The sequence below is a fragment of the Paraburkholderia sp. IMGN_8 genome (genome assembly GCF_038050405.1).
Taxonomy (GTDB): domain Bacteria; phylum Pseudomonadota; class Gammaproteobacteria; order Burkholderiales; family Burkholderiaceae; genus Paraburkholderia.
This window is the reverse complement of the sequence record NZ_CP150900.1, coordinates 4,408,036-4,424,187: the sequence shown is the minus strand read 5'-3', so window position 1 is coordinate 4,424,187 and position 16,152 is coordinate 4,408,036. Positions and strand designations below refer to the sequence as shown.

The window sequence follows — 16,152 nt, the reverse complement described above, 5'->3', positions numbered from 1 at the left end:
CCACAGCATTCAGTCCACCAAACCATTTGCGAAGCAGCCAAGGCGTCTTCGCCAGACCCCGCTACACCAGCGCCGGCAACCCTTCGACCAGCACGACCGCGAACACCACGCCGATAATCGCGCCAAGCACGCGCAGCGCGTTGTGCCGCAATTCCGTCTTGCAGGGGAGCGCACCGACAAACAAAGCGCCAGCCAGCGCCATCGGAATGACCAGGATGAAATCGCCGATCGTGAAGTAGGTCGTCATGCCCGTCTCCTTATGTGGTATCAGCGATGGCAGCGGCTCTATTTCTGGAGTCATGCGCTGCCAATGCTCGATTCGAGTATAGGCGACCGTTAGTGCAACATAACGGCGCTTTGTCGCGCTGCAACGCGTATTCGCAGACCGTTGAAGCAGGCCTGGCAAGGCACACAGCGATTGTCGCGCCGCAGCAAACATGCCTCGATGTGTGAAGCGTTTGCTTACACAGGGCTTACTTACGGCCCGGCCACAGCGACGCGATGTCTCCCTGTCAGATACCCGACGAAGATCGCGCCGATTTCCATCTGACTCAACTGGTCAGGCGGTGCGAGCAGCGGGTAGCCGATGTCGTTGTGCAGTGTGACGAAACTGCCCTGCACTGAACGGCGAACACGACGTCGAACTGTGCGCTGAAACAGGCGCCGGCGAATCACGTGCTGACGTATCGCTTGTTGGCGAGGCGGGGGCGTGATTTTGGTACCCCGCCGCTTCAGGGTTTATGATGATCCCGTTACGACGCATTGCGCTCAGATCACCGGCTCGGCGTGCCGTAATGGAATAGGGCGAAACGACGGGTAAGCAGTCGTTTGTTCGCGCTTTCCATCGCCCCGCAAAACGGGAACAATGACACGAACCTCTCACCTGCATCACGCGAAGCAGATTGGGTGCGTACGCAACGTTATCGGCGAAGCGGCGCTTTTATCATCACCTTGACCGGCAGGGAATCCATAAAGCCGGCTATGGGAGAAACGGGGAAACATCATGCAAATCGGTTCCATTGTCCGATCGGTGCATATCGCCGTGCCGCAAGGCGCACGCGGGATCGTCATGCGCATTCTCGGCGACATGGCCATGGTGGCGTGGTATGCCGGTGAGCCCGGCGCTTCGCTGCAACTGAACACTGAACCCTTTTTCCTTGAAGACCTGATCGATACGGGCGAGCTTGTGCGCCCGTCGAGCGCGCAGATGCATTGAAGGCGGTTTGAGGACGATTCGTGGTGGCTGTAACCCGCAAGGTGAGCCGTCGCCCTCGTCTTTGACGGCGGCGCGGCGCACAATGCGGGCATGAACGACGACATTCTCGATCCACAGGACGGCGCCGACAGCGTCGTCCCTTTCGCCCGGCTCAAGCCGGATATTGTGCTCGACGCGCTCGATAGCGTGCTCAGCACGGTCGGTGTGCGCACCGACGGGCGCATGCTGCCGCTCAACAGTTATGAGAACCGCGTGTACCAGGTGGGCGTCGAAGACGGTCCGCCTGTGGTCGCGAAGTTCTATCGCCCCGAGCGCTGGACCGACGAAGCCATTCTCGAAGAACACGCCTTTGTCGCCGATCTCGTGATGCGCGAGATTCCGGCGGTGCCGGCGCGCGTCTTCGAAGGCCGCACGTTGCATGCCTTCGACGGTTTCCGCTTCTCGATCTTCGAGCGCCGCGGCGGCCGCGCGCCGGATCTGGACCGGCGCGACACGCTCGAATGGCTGGGGCGTTTTATCGGCCGCATCCATGCGGTTGGGCAGACGCAAAACTACGCCGAGCGCCCGACGCTCGACATTCACACGTTCGGCTACGAACCGCGCGACTTCCTGCTGTCACACCGTTTTGTTCCGGACGACGTGCGTACCGCCTGGGAAACCGTAGTAAATCTCGCGCTTGAAGGTGTCGAGGGCGCATTCGAGCGGGCCGGCGAGATTCGCATGCTGCGAATGCACGGCGATTGCCATCCGAGCAATGTGTTGTGGACCGACGCGGGCCCGCATTTCGTCGATTTCGACGATAGCCGGATGGGGCCGGCGATACAGGATCTGTGGCTGCTGCTGCCGGGCGAGCGTGCGGAAGCGTCGTGTGCGCTGACGGACCTGCTCGCCGGCTACGAAGACTTCTGCGACTTCGAGCCGCGCGAACTGTATCTGGTCGAAGCGTTGCGCACGCTGCGGCTGATTCACTACCAGGCGTGGCTCGCGCGCCGCTGGGACGACCCGGCGTTTCCGGCGGCGTTTCCGTGGTTCAACACACAACGCTATTGGGAAGACCGCATCCTCGAACTGCGCGAGCAGCTCGGCGCGATGCAGGAAGGGCCGCTCTGGCCGGTTTGACCGTTAGCTGTTCCAAGGCGCTTTTACTGTGCCTCACGGCGCCTGCGACGCCACGCTCGACGATTCCACCAGCGTCGATTTGACGATCACTTCGGCGCGCACGTCGCGCCCGATCGCTTCTATCGCGGGACGCATCTGCGTGAAGTCGTCGGGCGTGCAGACATCGCTGTCGAAATGGGTGGCGCCGTCGCGCGTCATCGTCACGACGTTGCTTAGCGGGTCGAACGTGTACTGCGACTGGAAATCGACGAGGCGATCTTGCGCTTGTTTCGCTTCCGGCATGTCGAGCACGTGGAAATTCGCCGGCAACGCGATGCGCGCGCGTTCGTGCAACGCCACGTTGTGACAGACGAACGGCTGCGTGCGCTGGCGTTCACCGAGCCAGTAGCGCGTATCGGCTTCAAAGCCGCCGGCCAGACTCGTCAGTGCAGGAATCGATGCCGACGCGCCTGGCACCACGAGACTTTCCATCGTGCCTTTCATCGTAATCGTCAACGGACCGTCGGCGGCCGTGAGGTCGCTGGTAGTGAGCGTGGCCGTGCCGCGCAGGTTCACGCTGCGCAACTCCGCCTGGATCGACTCCTCGCGTTGCGCGGGCGTCTGCATGCGCAACATCGCGCGCGCCTGTTCGGCGGACGCGCCGGACGCATCCAGCCGGTACGTGAAGCTCGCTGAGCCATCCGATTCGACCTTGATCGACAGGTCTGTGCTGCGCGTCGTCAGCGCGGTCGCCGGTGTGTGCGCGAGCACACCTTGATCGACCAGCACGGTCGGCCGGTTCAGGTCGGACGACGGCAGAAAATCGAATTCGACATTCGACGCGGTCGAGTCGGCGTATTGCTGCAAGTCGGGCAGCCACGTAATGACGTGATTGATGACGCCGTAACCGGCAACGCTCGGCAGCGTGTAGATCGTGCCGCTGCTGATCAGCGCCGGCTCATTGCGGATGCCGACTGCGTCGAGCAACGCGCCGTACAGCGCGACGTGATCCTTGCAGTCGCCGTAGCGGTTCGCGAGGATAGCGCTCGCGCGATGCGGCACCACCGCGCCGCGCCCGACGTTGATCGCCACATAGCGGATGTTGCGGCGCACCCAGTCGTACAGCGTCTTGGCTTTGGCGCGCGGCGTGCGGTCATGCGCGGTGAGGTTCTGCGCGAGACGGGTGACGGTGGCATCGCGCGCGGTCGGATCGGCAGCGGACGCTTTGTAGGTTGCAGCAAACGCGGCGTAGTCAGGAAAGGTCGAGACCATCAGCCGGTCGCCGTACGACACGTACGCAATCGAGCCGCGTTCAAGCCGGCTGAAATGCGCCTTGTCATAGCGATATTCATAACGTGTGCGGCCGTCGCGCGTCACCGGTTGCACAACGGTGAAGCCGCGCGCATCGGCATAGAGCGGTTTGTCGGCGGGCAGATCGTAGATCAGGCGGAAGTTGTGGGTCGGCGCGAGATCGGGCGGCGTGAAGTCGCTGAACTCGCCCGGCACGATCGGGAGCTTTTGCGTCTTCCGATAGGTGAGATGCACGCGCGCGCCCGGTTCGACCGCGGGGAATACGATCACCTTTTCCTGGATGTCCTGGAACATCGGCGCGTCAAACGAGCGGACTTCCTGCACATCGCGAATCTGCTCCGGCTGCACGTCGTGACGCACGCCGTCGGCGCTCGTCGTGTAGGCTTCGATGATCTGCACATCCGCCATGTTGCGATTGAACCAGACGTATTGCTGCGCCACACGCGCGACGCCTGCTTCGTTGTTCACGTGCAGCGTCATCGAATCGAGTTTCGAGTACGAGCCGTCGGCATTGACGGTGAAGGTCTGTATCTCGCCTTCGTTCGTATAGGGGTCGTCCGGTTTGCCCGGGACGCTGGCGCTCGCCGCGTGGATGCCGACGAGCCAGCTGAATGTGCCGAGACAGACAAGCGGTGAGAGGCGCATGGCGGGCAGGTATCCGAAACGGCAACGTTGACGGGATCGCTGCTTAGAGTCGGTTTGCGCCGCCCGGATGTCAAGCGGATGCCGCGTGTCGCGATTGAGAAAACACCCTAATTGTGTAATGATATCCATTCTCAATTGAAAGGCATCGCCAGCTTTTGTCACATTTCTCCTCCTCTGTGACTGCCAGCCAGCCTCTCAGCCGGGCGGCCTGGTCCGCAAGCTGGGTTGTCCGGCGCTTCTTTTCGATACTTTACTTACCGCTGGTGTGAGCGTGCGCCTGGCCGTTGCGCGCCGGCGATGGTTTGAACCGCTGCGCCTGGAGCCTTGATTTGAACGCGCCTGAATCGACTGATCTGAAACCTGCTGCGGCTGCTGGCGGCACGCATTACACCGCTCATGCGCCGGAGCGTGGCCGTCATTTGATGGACGATGCCGAACAGGCCGCGCGGCGCCAGCGTTCGCGGCGGGCGAATTTCATCAAGTGGCTGCGCAAGGTGCATGGCTGGGTTGGGTTGTGGGGCGCTGTGTTGGGCTTGATGTTCGGCGCGACGGGGTTTTTGCTGAACCACCGGGGTGGGCCGTTGAAGGTGTCGTCGGGGGAGCCGCAGGTTGAGGAGATGCAGATTCCATTGCCGCAGAAGAAATTGAGTTCGCCGATGGACATGGCGAAGTGGCTCAAGGGCGAGTTGAAGATTGACGGCAAACCAGGGAGAGTGAAGCGCGAGCCCGCGCATCCTGTTGCCTGGGGGGATCGCAGTGCGATGCAGCCAGAGTTCTGGCAAGTCGGGATTGTGGGGCCTGCTGGGGGTGTGCAGGCCGAGTATTGGGTCGGGAATGGGTTTGTTGCGGTGAAGCGCACGCAGAACTCTTTTCTTACTACGATGAATAATCTGCATCGCGGTGTCGGGTTGAGTGTTGGGTGGGTTTTGTTGATCGATACGATCGCTGGTGGGATGGTGTTGCTTTCTTTGACTGGCGTCTTGTTGTGGACTGAGCTTAATAAGCGACGCTTGGTTGGGGTGGTTCTGGTTGGTGGGTCGGTGGTGGCCGCTATTGTTTGTGGATTGATGTAATTGGGTTTTTTGCCTGCGCGGCGCTTTGTTTCTGTGTGCCTGCGGTGTTGGCCTTTCCTTGATTTCTTAGTGGTCTATTAGCGTCGCCCCTGTGCGGGGCAGGCACTTACTTTCTTTGCCGCCGCAAAGAAAGTAAGCAAAGAAAGCGGCTTCACACCGCTAATTCTTAAGCGGGTCCCCTGGCTTGGAGGACATAGTGGAGCATCTGGAATCAGTGTTCTCGCACATTCCGCGCTGGTGACAAGGCAGTCATGCTTCCCGCCTCGCACTGCGTGCTCGCCGGAAGGGTCTGCAAGGGAAACCAGCGGTTTTGCTTGGCTCTGCGGGGCCGTCGGCTTCCCTCAGCGCTGGGGTGACGAATTATCGCTGCCGCGCGAATGCGATAAATTATTTGAATTCCGAATGAAGATTCACCATTGAAACGATTCACAGAATTACCGTAGAGGTGAAGCCCCGCTAGCGGTTTTCGAAGTACCGTTCGGCGCGCGCAGCGCCGCCGGAAGTATGACTGCCTTGTCACTCACGCTGAATGTGCGAGAGCACAGATTCCAGATGCTCCACTACCGTGACTGCGCGGGGGACCCGCTTAGCATTAGCGGTTTGAGCCGCTTTCTTTTGCCTACTTTTCTTTGCGGCCGGCAAAGAAAAGTAGGTGCCCCCCCGCACAGGGGGAACGCTAATAAACCACTAAGAAAACAAGGAAAGGCCAACACCGCAGGCACAACAACCAAAGCGCCGCGCAGGCAAAAAAAACCTTCAAACCCCACAAGCCGCACTACCAGAAGCGGCCATCTCCCGCGCTGCCTTAGCGCCTTCAACCTGAAGTAAAGTAGGCAAAGAAACCCCATTCTTGGCCGCCGTCACCTCGGCCAGAATAGAAACGGCGATCTCCGGCGGCGTCCGGCTGCCGATATAAATCCCAACTGGCCCATGCAGTCGGGCCAACTCCGCCTCGTTGAGATCGAACTCCTTCAACCGCTCGCGCCGTGCCTGATTATTCCGTCTGGACCCCAAAGCACCGACATAAAAAGCCGGCGTCTTCAAAGCCTCCATCAAAGCGAGATCATCGAGCTTCGGATCATGCGTTAAAGCAATCACCGCACACCGCTCGTCGAGCTTCATCTCAATCACGGTATCGTCCGGCATCGTGCGGACAATCTTCGTGCCGGGAATATCCCACTCCTCGGTGTACTCCTCACGCGGATCGCACACGGTCACCTGATAATCCAGCCCCACCGCGATATGGCACAGATAGCGCGACAACTGTCCCGCGCCAATCACCAGCATCCGGTAACGCGGGCCGTGAATCGTCAACAAACGCTCGCCGTCGAAATGCACGCCGTCAGTCGCCTGCGCAGCATCGAGCCGCACCGCGCCGCTCGTCATATCGACTTCGCGTGCCACCAGCCGGCCGTCCTCCACCGCGTGGCACAGTTCGGCAATGCCGCTTTGCGGCGTTAACGGCTCCAACACCAGTTGGATCGTCCCGCCACAAGGCAAGCCGAAGCGATGGGCTTCTTCGGCAGTGATGCCGTACTTGACCGCCTCCGGGCGCGTCTGATCGATACCCTTTTGCCGCACGTGGTCGATCAGGTCGTCTTCGATGCAACCGCCCGATACCGAGCCGACCACCAGACCGTCGTCGCGCACCGCAAGCATCGCGCCCTCGGGACGCGGCGACGAGCCCCACGTCTTCACCACTGTCACCAGTAGCGCGCGATGTCCCTCTTCCAGCCAGCGGGCGCTGGACTTCAGAACCTCGAGATCCACGCTCTCCATGATTTCTTCCTTTTCGGTTCCTTGCCGTCAGACCCCGGGTCCGCAGCCTCAGTCGAATCTGTATTCTGCGGCGCCGCTTCCACGGCCGCACTTTGCTCGTCGTCCGAGGCAGTCGCGCTGCCGCCGTCGCCGCCGACCTGCGCGCCGAAGCGCTTGAAAAATTCGCCGGCGATTTTACGCGCGGCGCCGTCGACGAGCCGTGAGCCGATCTGCGCCAGCTTGCCGCCGACCTGCGCATTCGCCGAGTACATCAGCTTTGTTGCGGCGTCGCCGTCAGGTTCGAGCGTGACGCGCGCATTACCCTTACCGAAGCCTGCCGCGCCACCTTGGCCTTCGAAGACGATGGTGTAAGCGTTCGGCGCATCGATATCGGTCAGCAGCATACGCCCTTTGAAGCGCGCCTTCACCGGACCCACCGAGGCGCTCATCACGACCGCGTAAGCATTCTCGCCATCCGCGTCGATGCTCTCGCAGCCGGGAATCGATGCGCGCAGGATCTCGGTGTCGTTCAGCGCTTCCCACGTGCGCTGCTGCGAAATCGGCAGCGTATAGGTTTCGGTCAATTCCATGGCATTGCTCCTGCTGTTGTCGTGGCGGATACGGGTAGACGAGGCGCACGCGTGAGTTGCGCGAGGTCGCGGCCGAACGCTGCCAGACTGTCTAGATTATGAACCGGACGATGCGCGTCGACATACGGCAGGATCGCCTGTATGCCGCGCGCCTTCGGTGAAAAGCCGCTAAACCGCAGCAGTGGATTGAGCCAGACAATGCGGTGGGCGAAGCGGTGCAGGCGGGCCATTTCGGTGTCGAGCACGTCGATTGCCTCATGATCGAGGCCGTCGGTCACGAGGAGCACCGTAGCTCTGCCGGTCAGCACGCGGCGTGCCCAACGTCGATTGAATTCGGCGAGCGCCGCGCCAATGCGTGTGCCGCCCGACCAGTCGACCACCTGCTCGGTGAGCGTGGCGATCGCCACGTCGGGATCGCGCTCGCGCAGCGCGCGCGTCGCATTGGTCAGACGCGTGCCGAACAGAAACACCTGCAAGCGCTCGCGCGATTGCAAAAGCGCATGGCAGAAGTACAGCACCGCGCGCGAATAGCTGCTCATCGAGCCGGAGATGTCGAGCAGCAACACCAGCGGCGGTTTGCGTTCGACCACCGCCCGATACTTCCACACCGTCCAGTCGCCGCCCGCACGCACGGCGTGCCGGGCGCTCGCGCGCAAGTCCGCATGCGTGCCGCGCGAGGCCGCCTTCAGGCGGCGCGTCGGCTCGGTGGCGAGCGGCAGACGCTGGCCGCGGATCAGATGACGCAGCGTGCGCCATTCATCGGCGGAAAGGGTGTCGAAATCGCGATGACGTAGCCGCTCCTCCGCGCTGAAGGTGACGTGCGCGTGCAGTTCATGCTGCTCGGTTTCCCGCGGGTGCTTGCCGTGCGGCGCTGGCGGCGTGCGCACCGCGAGTGCGTCGGCGAGACGGTTGTTGCGCTTGGGCGGCGGCAAGCCGTCGCGGACTTTCGGCAACAGGAGCGCACGCAGTTTGCCTTCCCAGTCAGGGTCGCGCCAGAAGAGATCGAACGCGGCGTCGAACAGATCGCGTTCGTCCGGTGCGGAGACCAATAAGGCGGCGAGGGCGGCGCGCACGTCGTCGCGCCGGCCGAGATCGATCCAGTGCAACGCGGCGAGCGCATCGGCGGCTTGCGCGGGCGACATCGGCAAGCCCGCGCCGCGCAGCACGCGCACAAAATGCACGACGTTGCGGGCCAGGATCGGAGCGCCGGCGTCGCCGGTTTGATGGGTGTCGTTTGCCGAAGCGCCGTTGGCGGCGTCCGTTGACTGGGTCATTGCCGTTACCCCGGCAGCGAGAGACATTGTGCAATCTGCGCGGCATCGACGCGCGCCAGATCGTCCTGATACTTGAGCAGCACACCGAGGGTGTTCTGCACCGATTGTGGATCGAGTTCGGTCACCGACAGCGCCTCCAGCGCACGGCACCAGTCGATCGTTTCGGCGATGCCGGGCGCCTTGAACAGATCCATGCCGCGCAGCCGATGCACGAAATCGACGGCGCGCCGTTGCAGTTCCGCGGACGTTTGCGGCGCCCGCGCGGCGACGATCTCCAGCTCACGATCGCGCTCGGGATAGCCGATCCATTGATACAGACAACGGCGCTTCAACGCATCGTGCACTTCGCGCGTCCGGTTCGACGTCATCACGACGAGCGGCGGCTGCGCTGCGCGCACCGTGCCGTACTCGGGAATCGATACCTGGAAGTCCGAAAGCAGTTCGAGCAGGAACGCTTCGAACGGCTCGTCGGCACGGTCGATCTCGTCGATCAGCAGCACGCGCCGCGCGTCCGGATGATTTTCGTCGGGCATCAGCGCTTGCAACAGCGGACGCTTCAGCAGGAATTCGCCGCGATACAGCGTGTCGTTCGCAGGCCGCTCGCCGGCGGCTTCGGCCAGACGCAGTGCCATGATCTGCCGCGGGTAGTCCCACTCGTAGAGCGCGCTGGCGGTGTCGAGTCCTTCGTAGCATTGCAGCCGCAGCATCGAGGTGCCGAGCATGCCAGCCGCCGCCTTGGCGAGTTCGGTCTTGCCGACGCCCGGTTCGCCTTCGACGAACAACGGCCGCTCCATACGAAGCGCGAGATACAACGCGGTAGCCAGCTCGCGGCTGGCGAAATAGTTCTGGGCGGCGAGTTGCGCGAGGGTGTCGTCGATTGAAGCAGGCTGCATGGCGTTCCCGAATCCGCACGGTGAGGAGCAAAACTGCGCGGCTGCGTCGCTGAGTGAGTGAACAATGAGCGAACAGCGAGCGAACGCGGCTGACGCGCCATGCCTGGCACGCCACGTCAGCCGTCAACAGCGCGTACCGCTAACCGTTCGCCCTCACCACCGCTCGCGCCGCCAGCACCGGAATCAGATGCGCGCGATATTCGGCGCTCGCGTGCATGTCCGTGCTCAGATCGGCCGCCGACACGGTGACCGCGCGCGCGGCCTCCGGTGTGAAATTCGCCGTGAGCGCGTTTTCCAGTTCCGGCACGCGAAATACCGAAGCCGCCGCGCCCGTCACCGCGACGCGCACGCCGCTCGCGAACTTCGCGACGAACACGCCGACCAGCGCAAAGTGCGAAGCCGGATTGTCGAATTTCTCGTATGCCGCACGTTCGGGCACCGGAAACTCGACGGCGGTGATCAGCTCGTCGGGCGCCAATGCGGTCTCGTACATGCCGACAAAGAAATCGCTCGACGAAATCCGCCGCCGGTCCGTGACGATGGTCGCGTCCAGACCCATCGCCGCAGCCGGATAGCATGCCGCCGGATCGTTGTTCGCGAGCGAGCCGCCGATCGTGCCGAGCGCACGCACCTGGCGATCGCCGATGTGCGAGGCGAGATCAGCGAGCGCGGGCAACACGCGCCGAAGCGCGGCGTGCTCCGCCACGTCCGCGTGACAGACGGCGGCGCCGATGGTCACCGTTTTCGCATCGACGGTGATCGATTTGAGCGCCGGAATCCGCGTGACGTCGATCAGTTGCGACGGTTGCGCGAGACGCAGGCGCATGGTCGGCAACAGGCTTTGTCCACCGGCGATAAATTTCGCGTTGCTATCGGCTGCGATGGCCGCGGCGGCCCCTTTGGGATCCGTCGCGCGTTGATACTCGAATGCATACATGTCGAATGCTCCCGCTCAGGATCTCAGTTGGGTTGCTTGGCGGCTTGAATCGCGGACCACACGCGATGCGGCGTCGCCGGCATTTGCAGATCGGTTACGCCGAGCGGCGCGAGCGCGTCGATGATCGCGTTGATCACCGCCGGCGGCGAGCCGATCGCGCCCGCCTCGCCGCAGCCTTTCACGCCGAGCGGATTGTGCGTGCACGGTGTGCCCTTCGCGGTTTCGACGGTGAAATCCGGCAGATCGGAGGCATGCGGCATCGCGTAGTCCATGTACGAGCCGGACAGCAACTGGCCACTCTCGTTGTCGTACACGCAGCGTTCCAGCATCGCCTGACCGATGCCCTGCGCGAGCCCGCCGTGCACCTGGCCTTCGACGATCATCGGGTTGATCACGTTGCCGAAATCGTCGACCGCGGTGAATTGCTGGATTTGGGACACGCCCGTATCCGGATCGACCTCGATCTCGCAGATATAGGCGCCCGCCGGATACGTGAAGTTGCTCGGATCGTAGAACGCGCTTTCCTCTAGGCCCGGTTCGAGTACGTCGAGCGGGTAGTTGTGCGGCACATAAGCGGCGAGCGAGATGTCGGCGAACGCCTTGGTGCGATCGGTGCCCGCGACGCGGAATATGCCGTCTTTGAACTCGATGTCTTCCGCTGCGGCTTCGAGCAGATGCGCGGCGATCTTCTTCGCTTTGGCTTCGATCTTGTCGAGCGCCTTCATGATCGCCGAGCCGCCGACCGCGATCGAGCGCGAACCATACGTGCCCATGCCGAACGGAATGCGGCCGGTGTCGCCGTGGACGATCTCGACGCTTTCCAGCGCAATGCCGAGCCGGTCCGCCACCACTTGCGCGAAGGTTGTCTCATGGCCCTGACCGTGACTGTGCGAACCGGTGAACACGGTAACCGAGCCGGTCGGATGCACGCGAATCTGGCCGACTTCGAACAGCCCCGCCCGTGCGCCCAATGCGCCCGCGATGTTCGACGGCGCCAAACCGCACGCTTCGATGTAGCACGAGTAACCGAGGCCGCGGCGCTTACCGTTCTTTTCGGATTCCTGTCTGCGTGCCTCGAAGCCTTTTACGTCCGCCAGTTCGAGCGAGCGTGCCAGGATGGTGTCGTAGTCGCCGGTATCGTAGGTGAGGCCGACCGGCGTCGCATACGGAAACGTGCGAATGAAATTGCGGCGGCGGATTTCCGCGGGATCGAGTTTCATCTCGCGAGCGGCGGTTTCGACCAGACGCTCGACGACGTACGTCGCTTCGGGACGGCCCGCGCCGCGATACGCGTCGACGGGTACGGTGTTGGTGAAGACCGCTTTCACCTCGGCATAGATGGCGGGCGTCGCGTACTGTCCGGCGAGCAGCGTCGCGTACAGGATGGTCGGCACGCTCGACGCGAACGTCGACAGATACGCGCCCATGTTGGCGGTCGTATGGATTCGCATTGCCAGGAACTTGCCGTCGGCATCCATCGCCAGTTCAGCTTTGGTCACGTGATCGCGGCCGTGCGCATCCGACAGGAAAGCTTCCGAGCGCTCGGCGGTCCATTTGACAGGACGGCGAATCTTCTTCGACGCCCACGTCAGCGCGACGTCTTCGGCGTACAGGAAGATTTTCGACCCAAAGCCGCCGCCGACGTCCGGCGCGATGATGCGCAGTTTCGATTCCGGCAGCGATAGTACGAATGCGGCCATTAGCAATCGTTCCACGTGCGGATTCTGATTCGCGACGTAGACCGTGTAGCTGTCGTCTTGCGATGAATAACTCGCGTTGACCGCGCGTGGTTCGATCGCATTCGGGATCAGGCGGTTGTTGACGATATCGAGCGTGGTAACGTGCGCGGCTTTGGCGAATGCGGCGTCGGTCGCGGCCTTATCGCCGTGACCCCAGTTGTAGCAGACGTTGCCGGGCACTTCGTCGTGGACCGCCGGCTGACCGGGATCCGCTGCATGCGCGGTGTCGACCACGGCGGGCAGCACGTCGTAGTCGACCTCGATCAGTTCGGCGGCGTCTTTCGCGGCCTTGATCGAATCGGCGATCACGAGTGCGACCTGATCGCCGACGTGGCGCGCTTTCGTGTGCGCGATCACCGGATGGGGCGGCTCGTTCATCGGCTTGCCGTCGGTGCTGTGAATCAGCCAGCCGCACGGCAGGCCGCCGACGTTTTCAGCGGCCATGTCAGCGCCGGTGAAGATCGCGATCACGCCGGGCGACTGTTTGGCCGCGGCGGTATCGATGCTGTTGATTTTCGCGTGTGCGTGCGGCGAGCGCAGGAACACCGCGTAGGTTTGCTGAGGCAGGACGACGTCGTCGGTGTATTGGCCGTGGCCGGTCAGGAACCGATAGTCTTCCTTACGTTCTACGGATGCGCCGATCAGGCCATGTGTTTCGGGGGCGTTCATCGTTGGCTCCTCAGGCGGTCGCTTGGGCGGTGGCCGACGCGCCGGCGTGGGCCGTGCCGGAGGACTTCATACCGGCCGCGCCTTCGAGCACGGCTTTGACGATGTTGTGATATCCCGTACAGCGGCACAGATTGCCGTCGAGCTGGGCGCGCACGTCGTCACTGGTGAGATCGGGTTGACGCTGGACGAGCGAGATGGCGCTCATCACCATGCCTGGTGTACAGAAGCCGCACTGCAACCCGTGGCAGTGTTTGAAAGCCGCTTGCATCGGATGCAGGGCGCCGTCTTTGGCGAGCCCTTCGATGGTGGTGACTTCTGCGCCTTCGGCCTGGACCGCGAGGATGTTGCAGGATTTGATCGAGCGGCCGTTCAGGTGGACTGTGCATGCGCCGCACTGGGCAGTATCGCAACCGATGTGCGTGCCGGTGAGGCGGAGTTGATCGCGAAGGAACTGGACAAGCAGGGTGTTAGGTTCGATTGAGGCGCTGATGGGCGCGCCGTTCACCGTCAGACTGATGCTGATCGCCATGGAGTGTCTCCTTATGGGGTGAGATCGGACTTTTTTGTTTCTTGCCTTCAGCTGGTCCGATGTGTTTGTTGCTTTCTTTTTATGGTTCTGCCGAAAAGTAAAGCACAAATTGGGCGATGGCGCTATGAGGGGAAGTTGTTGGGGTTTTTTTGCGCGTAGCGCGTGATTGGGGGTTTTGCCTTGCGTGGCGCGTTATGGCTGTGTGCCTGTGGCGTTGGCCTTTCCTTGATTTCTTAGTGGTTTATTAGCGTCGCCCCTGTGCGGGGCGGGCACTTACTTTCTTTGCCGCCGCAAAGAAAGTAAGCAAAGAAAGCGGCTTCACACCGCTAATTCTTAAGCGGGTCCCCCGGCTTGGAGGGGATAGTGGAGCATCTGGAATCGGTGCTCTCGCACACTCCGCCCTGGTGACAAGGCAGTCATGCTTCCCGCCTCGCACTGCGTGCTCGCCGGAACGGTCTGCAAGGGAAACCAGTGGCTTCGTTTGTGGGCGGTGGGGGCCATCGGCTACGCCTCGGCGAGGCGCAGCTTTGTGCATGCGCGAACTTATCACCCAGAGCGAAATGTTGGCACACGTTGGGCGTTGGCAATGCATCGGCAGGCCAACGCTGGTCGAAAGGCGAGTGCCAAAAGCAGGAGGTCGTTTGATGAAGTACCGCTGCGGCGCGCGAAGCGCCGCCGGAAGTATGACTGCCTTGTCACCAGGGCTGAATGTGCGAGAACACCGATTCCAGATGCTCCACTGCCTCCTCCAAGCCAGGGGACCCGCTTAAGAATTAGCGGGGTGAAGCCGCTTTCTTTGCTTACTTTCTTTGCGGCGGCAAAGAAAGTAAGTGCCTGCCCCGCACAGGGGCGACGCTAATAGACCAATAACAAATCAAGGAAAGGCCACCGCCGCAGGCACACACCCACAGCGCCGCGCAGGCAAAAAAAACAAAAAACCTACCTCGCTAACTTGGAATGCCTCCGCGAATAGCCAAAATAAATCACCATTCCAATAAGAAGCCAAACCACAAAAGCAATCCAGGTAACCGCCTGCAGATTGACCATCAAAAACAGACAAGAGGCAACAGCCACCACCGGCACAACCGGCACGCCAGGGCAGCGAAACGCCCGAGGCAACTCAGGATGCGTTCTACGCAAAACAAGAACAGCAATCGACACCATCGAAAACGCGGCCAACGTGCCGATATTGATCAGCTCAGCAAGCACATTCAAAGGCACCAAAGCGCCAATCAACCCGAAGAAAATCCCGACCATCCACGTGGTAAAGAAAGGCGTAGCAAACCGGGGATGCACACGAGAAAGCCGCGCAGGCAACAACCCATCCCGAGACATCGCGAAGATCACCCGTGTCTGGCCGTAAGCCATCACCAGAATCACGGTCAGCATGCCAAGCACGGCGCCAAGGTCGATAAAGCCCGCCACCCATTTCTGACCCGCAACCTGCAACGCATAAGACACAGGGTGCGAAATATTGGCGAACTGCGCCGACGGCACGATCCCCGTGACAACGGCCGCCACGGCCACATACAACACCGCGCAAACGCCCAGCGAGGCAATGATCCCAATCGGCAGGTCGCGCTTGGGATTCTTCACTTCTTCCGCAGCGGAAGAAACCGAATCGAAACCGATGAACGCGAAGAACATCACCGCCGCGGCGCCGAACACGCCGTTCCAGCCGTTCGGCATGAACGGATGCCAGTTGGCCGGCGTCACGTGGAACACGCCGACCGCGATCACCAGCAACACCACGACAACCTTGATCGCCACCATGATGTTGTTGATCCGCGCGGATTCGCGCACGCCGACCGACAACAACGCAGTGATTGCCATCATCACGAGGAAAGCAGGCAGATTGAAGAACGTCTCATGCCCAGGCAAAGCGCCAGGCGCCGCCGACAGCGCCACCGGCAGCGCAATGCCAAAGCCCGACAGCAGCGATTGCAGATAGCCGGACCAGCCGACCGACACGGCCGAAGTCGCCAGCCCATACTCGAGCATCAAGTCCCAGCCGATGATCCATGCGGCCAGTTCGCCGAGCGTCGCGTACGAGTACGTGTAGATAGAACCCGCGACCGGAATCGTCGACGCGAATTCGGCGTACGCGAGTGCTGCAAAGCCGCACGCGAGCGCCGCGATCAGGAACGCGATCATCAGCGCCGGGCCGGCCTGGACCGCGCCCGTGCCGGTCAGCACGAAAATGCCAGTGCCGATAATGGCGCCGACGCCGAGGAAGGTCAGATCGAGCGCGCCGAGCGCTTTTTTAAGGCCGGCGCTTTGAGCGCTCGCCACGAGCATATGTTCGACGCTCTTCTTGCGAAACAGGGACATTGGCGGGGGTCTCCAGTAGTGCACGCATCTTGCGCGCCGAATGTCGGGAAACCCGCGATTTTAACGGATGCGCGCCTTTGCACCATTTT

14 protein-coding genes are annotated in these 16,152 nt (G+C 62.0%); 3 read left to right on the top strand and 11 right to left on the bottom strand.

Going from position 1 to position 16,152, the window contains the following annotated elements; genetic code table 11:
- Nucleotides 1-61 precede the first annotated feature (61 nt).
- Together WN982_RS20125 and WN982_RS20120 are read right to left on the bottom strand one after the other, a co-directional pair.
- On the bottom strand, nucleotides 62-247 hold the full coding sequence (locus tag WN982_RS20125; protein ID WP_341313647.1) for a hypothetical protein: 186 nt from the start codon (nucleotides 245-247) through the stop codon (nucleotides 62-64).
- A 230-nt stretch (nucleotides 248-477) separates the two neighbouring features.
- Nucleotides 478-621 carry a hypothetical protein gene (locus WN982_RS20120; RefSeq protein ID WP_341313646.1) on the bottom strand — a complete coding sequence of 48 codons (144 nt, stop codon included), beginning with the start codon at nucleotides 619-621 and terminating at the stop codon, nucleotides 478-480.
- A gap of 382 nt (nucleotides 622-1,003) precedes the next feature.
- On the opposite strand from WN982_RS20120, the gene WN982_RS20115 reads away from it, so the two are divergent.
- The gene (locus WN982_RS20115; protein ID WP_007179664.1) at nucleotides 1,004-1,216 is read left to right on the top strand and encodes a hypothetical protein; all 213 of its coding nucleotides are present in this window, start codon (nucleotides 1,004-1,006) and stop codon (nucleotides 1,214-1,216) included.
- Between the two features lie 90 nt (nucleotides 1,217-1,306).
- Complete coding sequence (locus tag WN982_RS20110; RefSeq protein ID WP_341313645.1) at nucleotides 1,307-2,335, top strand: serine/threonine protein kinase; 1,029 nt, start codon at nucleotides 1,307-1,309, stop codon at nucleotides 2,333-2,335.
- A 33-nt stretch (nucleotides 2,336-2,368) separates the two neighbouring features.
- Here WN982_RS20110 and WN982_RS20105 read toward each other — a convergent pair whose 3' ends face one another.
- Nucleotides 2,369-4,270, bottom strand: a complete 1,902-nt coding sequence (locus WN982_RS20105; RefSeq protein ID WP_341313644.1) for a DUF3857 and transglutaminase domain-containing protein — start codon at nucleotides 4,268-4,270, stop codon at nucleotides 2,369-2,371.
- A 329-nt stretch (nucleotides 4,271-4,599) separates the two neighbouring features.
- Between WN982_RS20105 and WN982_RS20100 the strand changes: the two genes are divergently transcribed.
- Complete coding sequence (locus WN982_RS20100; RefSeq protein WP_341313643.1) at nucleotides 4,600-5,343, top strand: PepSY-associated TM helix domain-containing protein; 744 nt, start codon at nucleotides 4,600-4,602, stop codon at nucleotides 5,341-5,343.
- Between the two features lie 756 nt (nucleotides 5,344-6,099).
- On the opposite strand, the gene WN982_RS20095 is transcribed toward WN982_RS20100, so the two are convergent.
- The 8 genes from WN982_RS20095 to WN982_RS20060 all read right to left on the bottom strand — a co-directional run bounded on the left by WN982_RS20095 (nucleotide 6,100) and on the right by WN982_RS20060 (nucleotide 16,063).
- Nucleotides 6,100-7,122 carry an XdhC family protein gene (locus WN982_RS20095; RefSeq protein ID WP_341313642.1) on the bottom strand — a complete coding sequence of 341 codons (1,023 nt, stop codon included), beginning with the start codon at nucleotides 7,120-7,122 and terminating at the stop codon, nucleotides 6,100-6,102.
- Nucleotides 7,095-7,691 (bottom strand): carbon monoxide dehydrogenase subunit G, encoded by a 597-nt coding sequence (locus WN982_RS20090; RefSeq protein ID WP_341313641.1) that lies wholly within the window; start codon nucleotides 7,689-7,691, stop codon nucleotides 7,095-7,097. Before WN982_RS20090 ends, WN982_RS20095 begins: the two co-directional genes overlap by 28 nt.
- The gene (locus tag WN982_RS20085) at nucleotides 7,682-8,965 is read right to left on the bottom strand and encodes a VWA domain-containing protein (protein WP_341313640.1); all 1,284 of its coding nucleotides are present in this window, start codon (nucleotides 8,963-8,965) and stop codon (nucleotides 7,682-7,684) included. Before WN982_RS20085 ends, WN982_RS20090 begins: the two co-directional genes overlap by 10 nt.
- Before the next feature lie 5 nt (nucleotides 8,966-8,970).
- Complete coding sequence (locus tag WN982_RS20080) at nucleotides 8,971-9,858, bottom strand: MoxR family ATPase (protein WP_341313639.1); 888 nt, start codon at nucleotides 9,856-9,858, stop codon at nucleotides 8,971-8,973.
- A 139-nt stretch (nucleotides 9,859-9,997) separates the two neighbouring features.
- The gene (locus WN982_RS20075; protein ID WP_341313638.1) at nucleotides 9,998-10,795 is read right to left on the bottom strand and encodes a xanthine dehydrogenase family protein subunit M; all 798 of its coding nucleotides are present in this window, start codon (nucleotides 10,793-10,795) and stop codon (nucleotides 9,998-10,000) included.
- 23 nt (nucleotides 10,796-10,818) lie between these two features.
- Nucleotides 10,819-13,203, bottom strand: coding sequence for a xanthine dehydrogenase family protein molybdopterin-binding subunit (locus tag WN982_RS20070; RefSeq protein WP_341313637.1), 2,385 nt, complete (start codon nucleotides 13,201-13,203; stop codon nucleotides 10,819-10,821).
- Between the two features lie 10 nt (nucleotides 13,204-13,213).
- On the bottom strand, nucleotides 13,214-13,732 hold the full coding sequence (locus WN982_RS20065) for a (2Fe-2S)-binding protein (protein WP_341313636.1): 519 nt from the start codon (nucleotides 13,730-13,732) through the stop codon (nucleotides 13,214-13,216).
- Nucleotides 13,733-14,671: 939 nt separating this feature from the next.
- Entirely contained in the window at nucleotides 14,672-16,063 is a 1,392-nt protein-coding gene (locus WN982_RS20060) for an amino acid permease (protein ID WP_341313635.1), read from the bottom strand.
- Nucleotides 16,064-16,152: the final 89 nt, after the last annotated feature.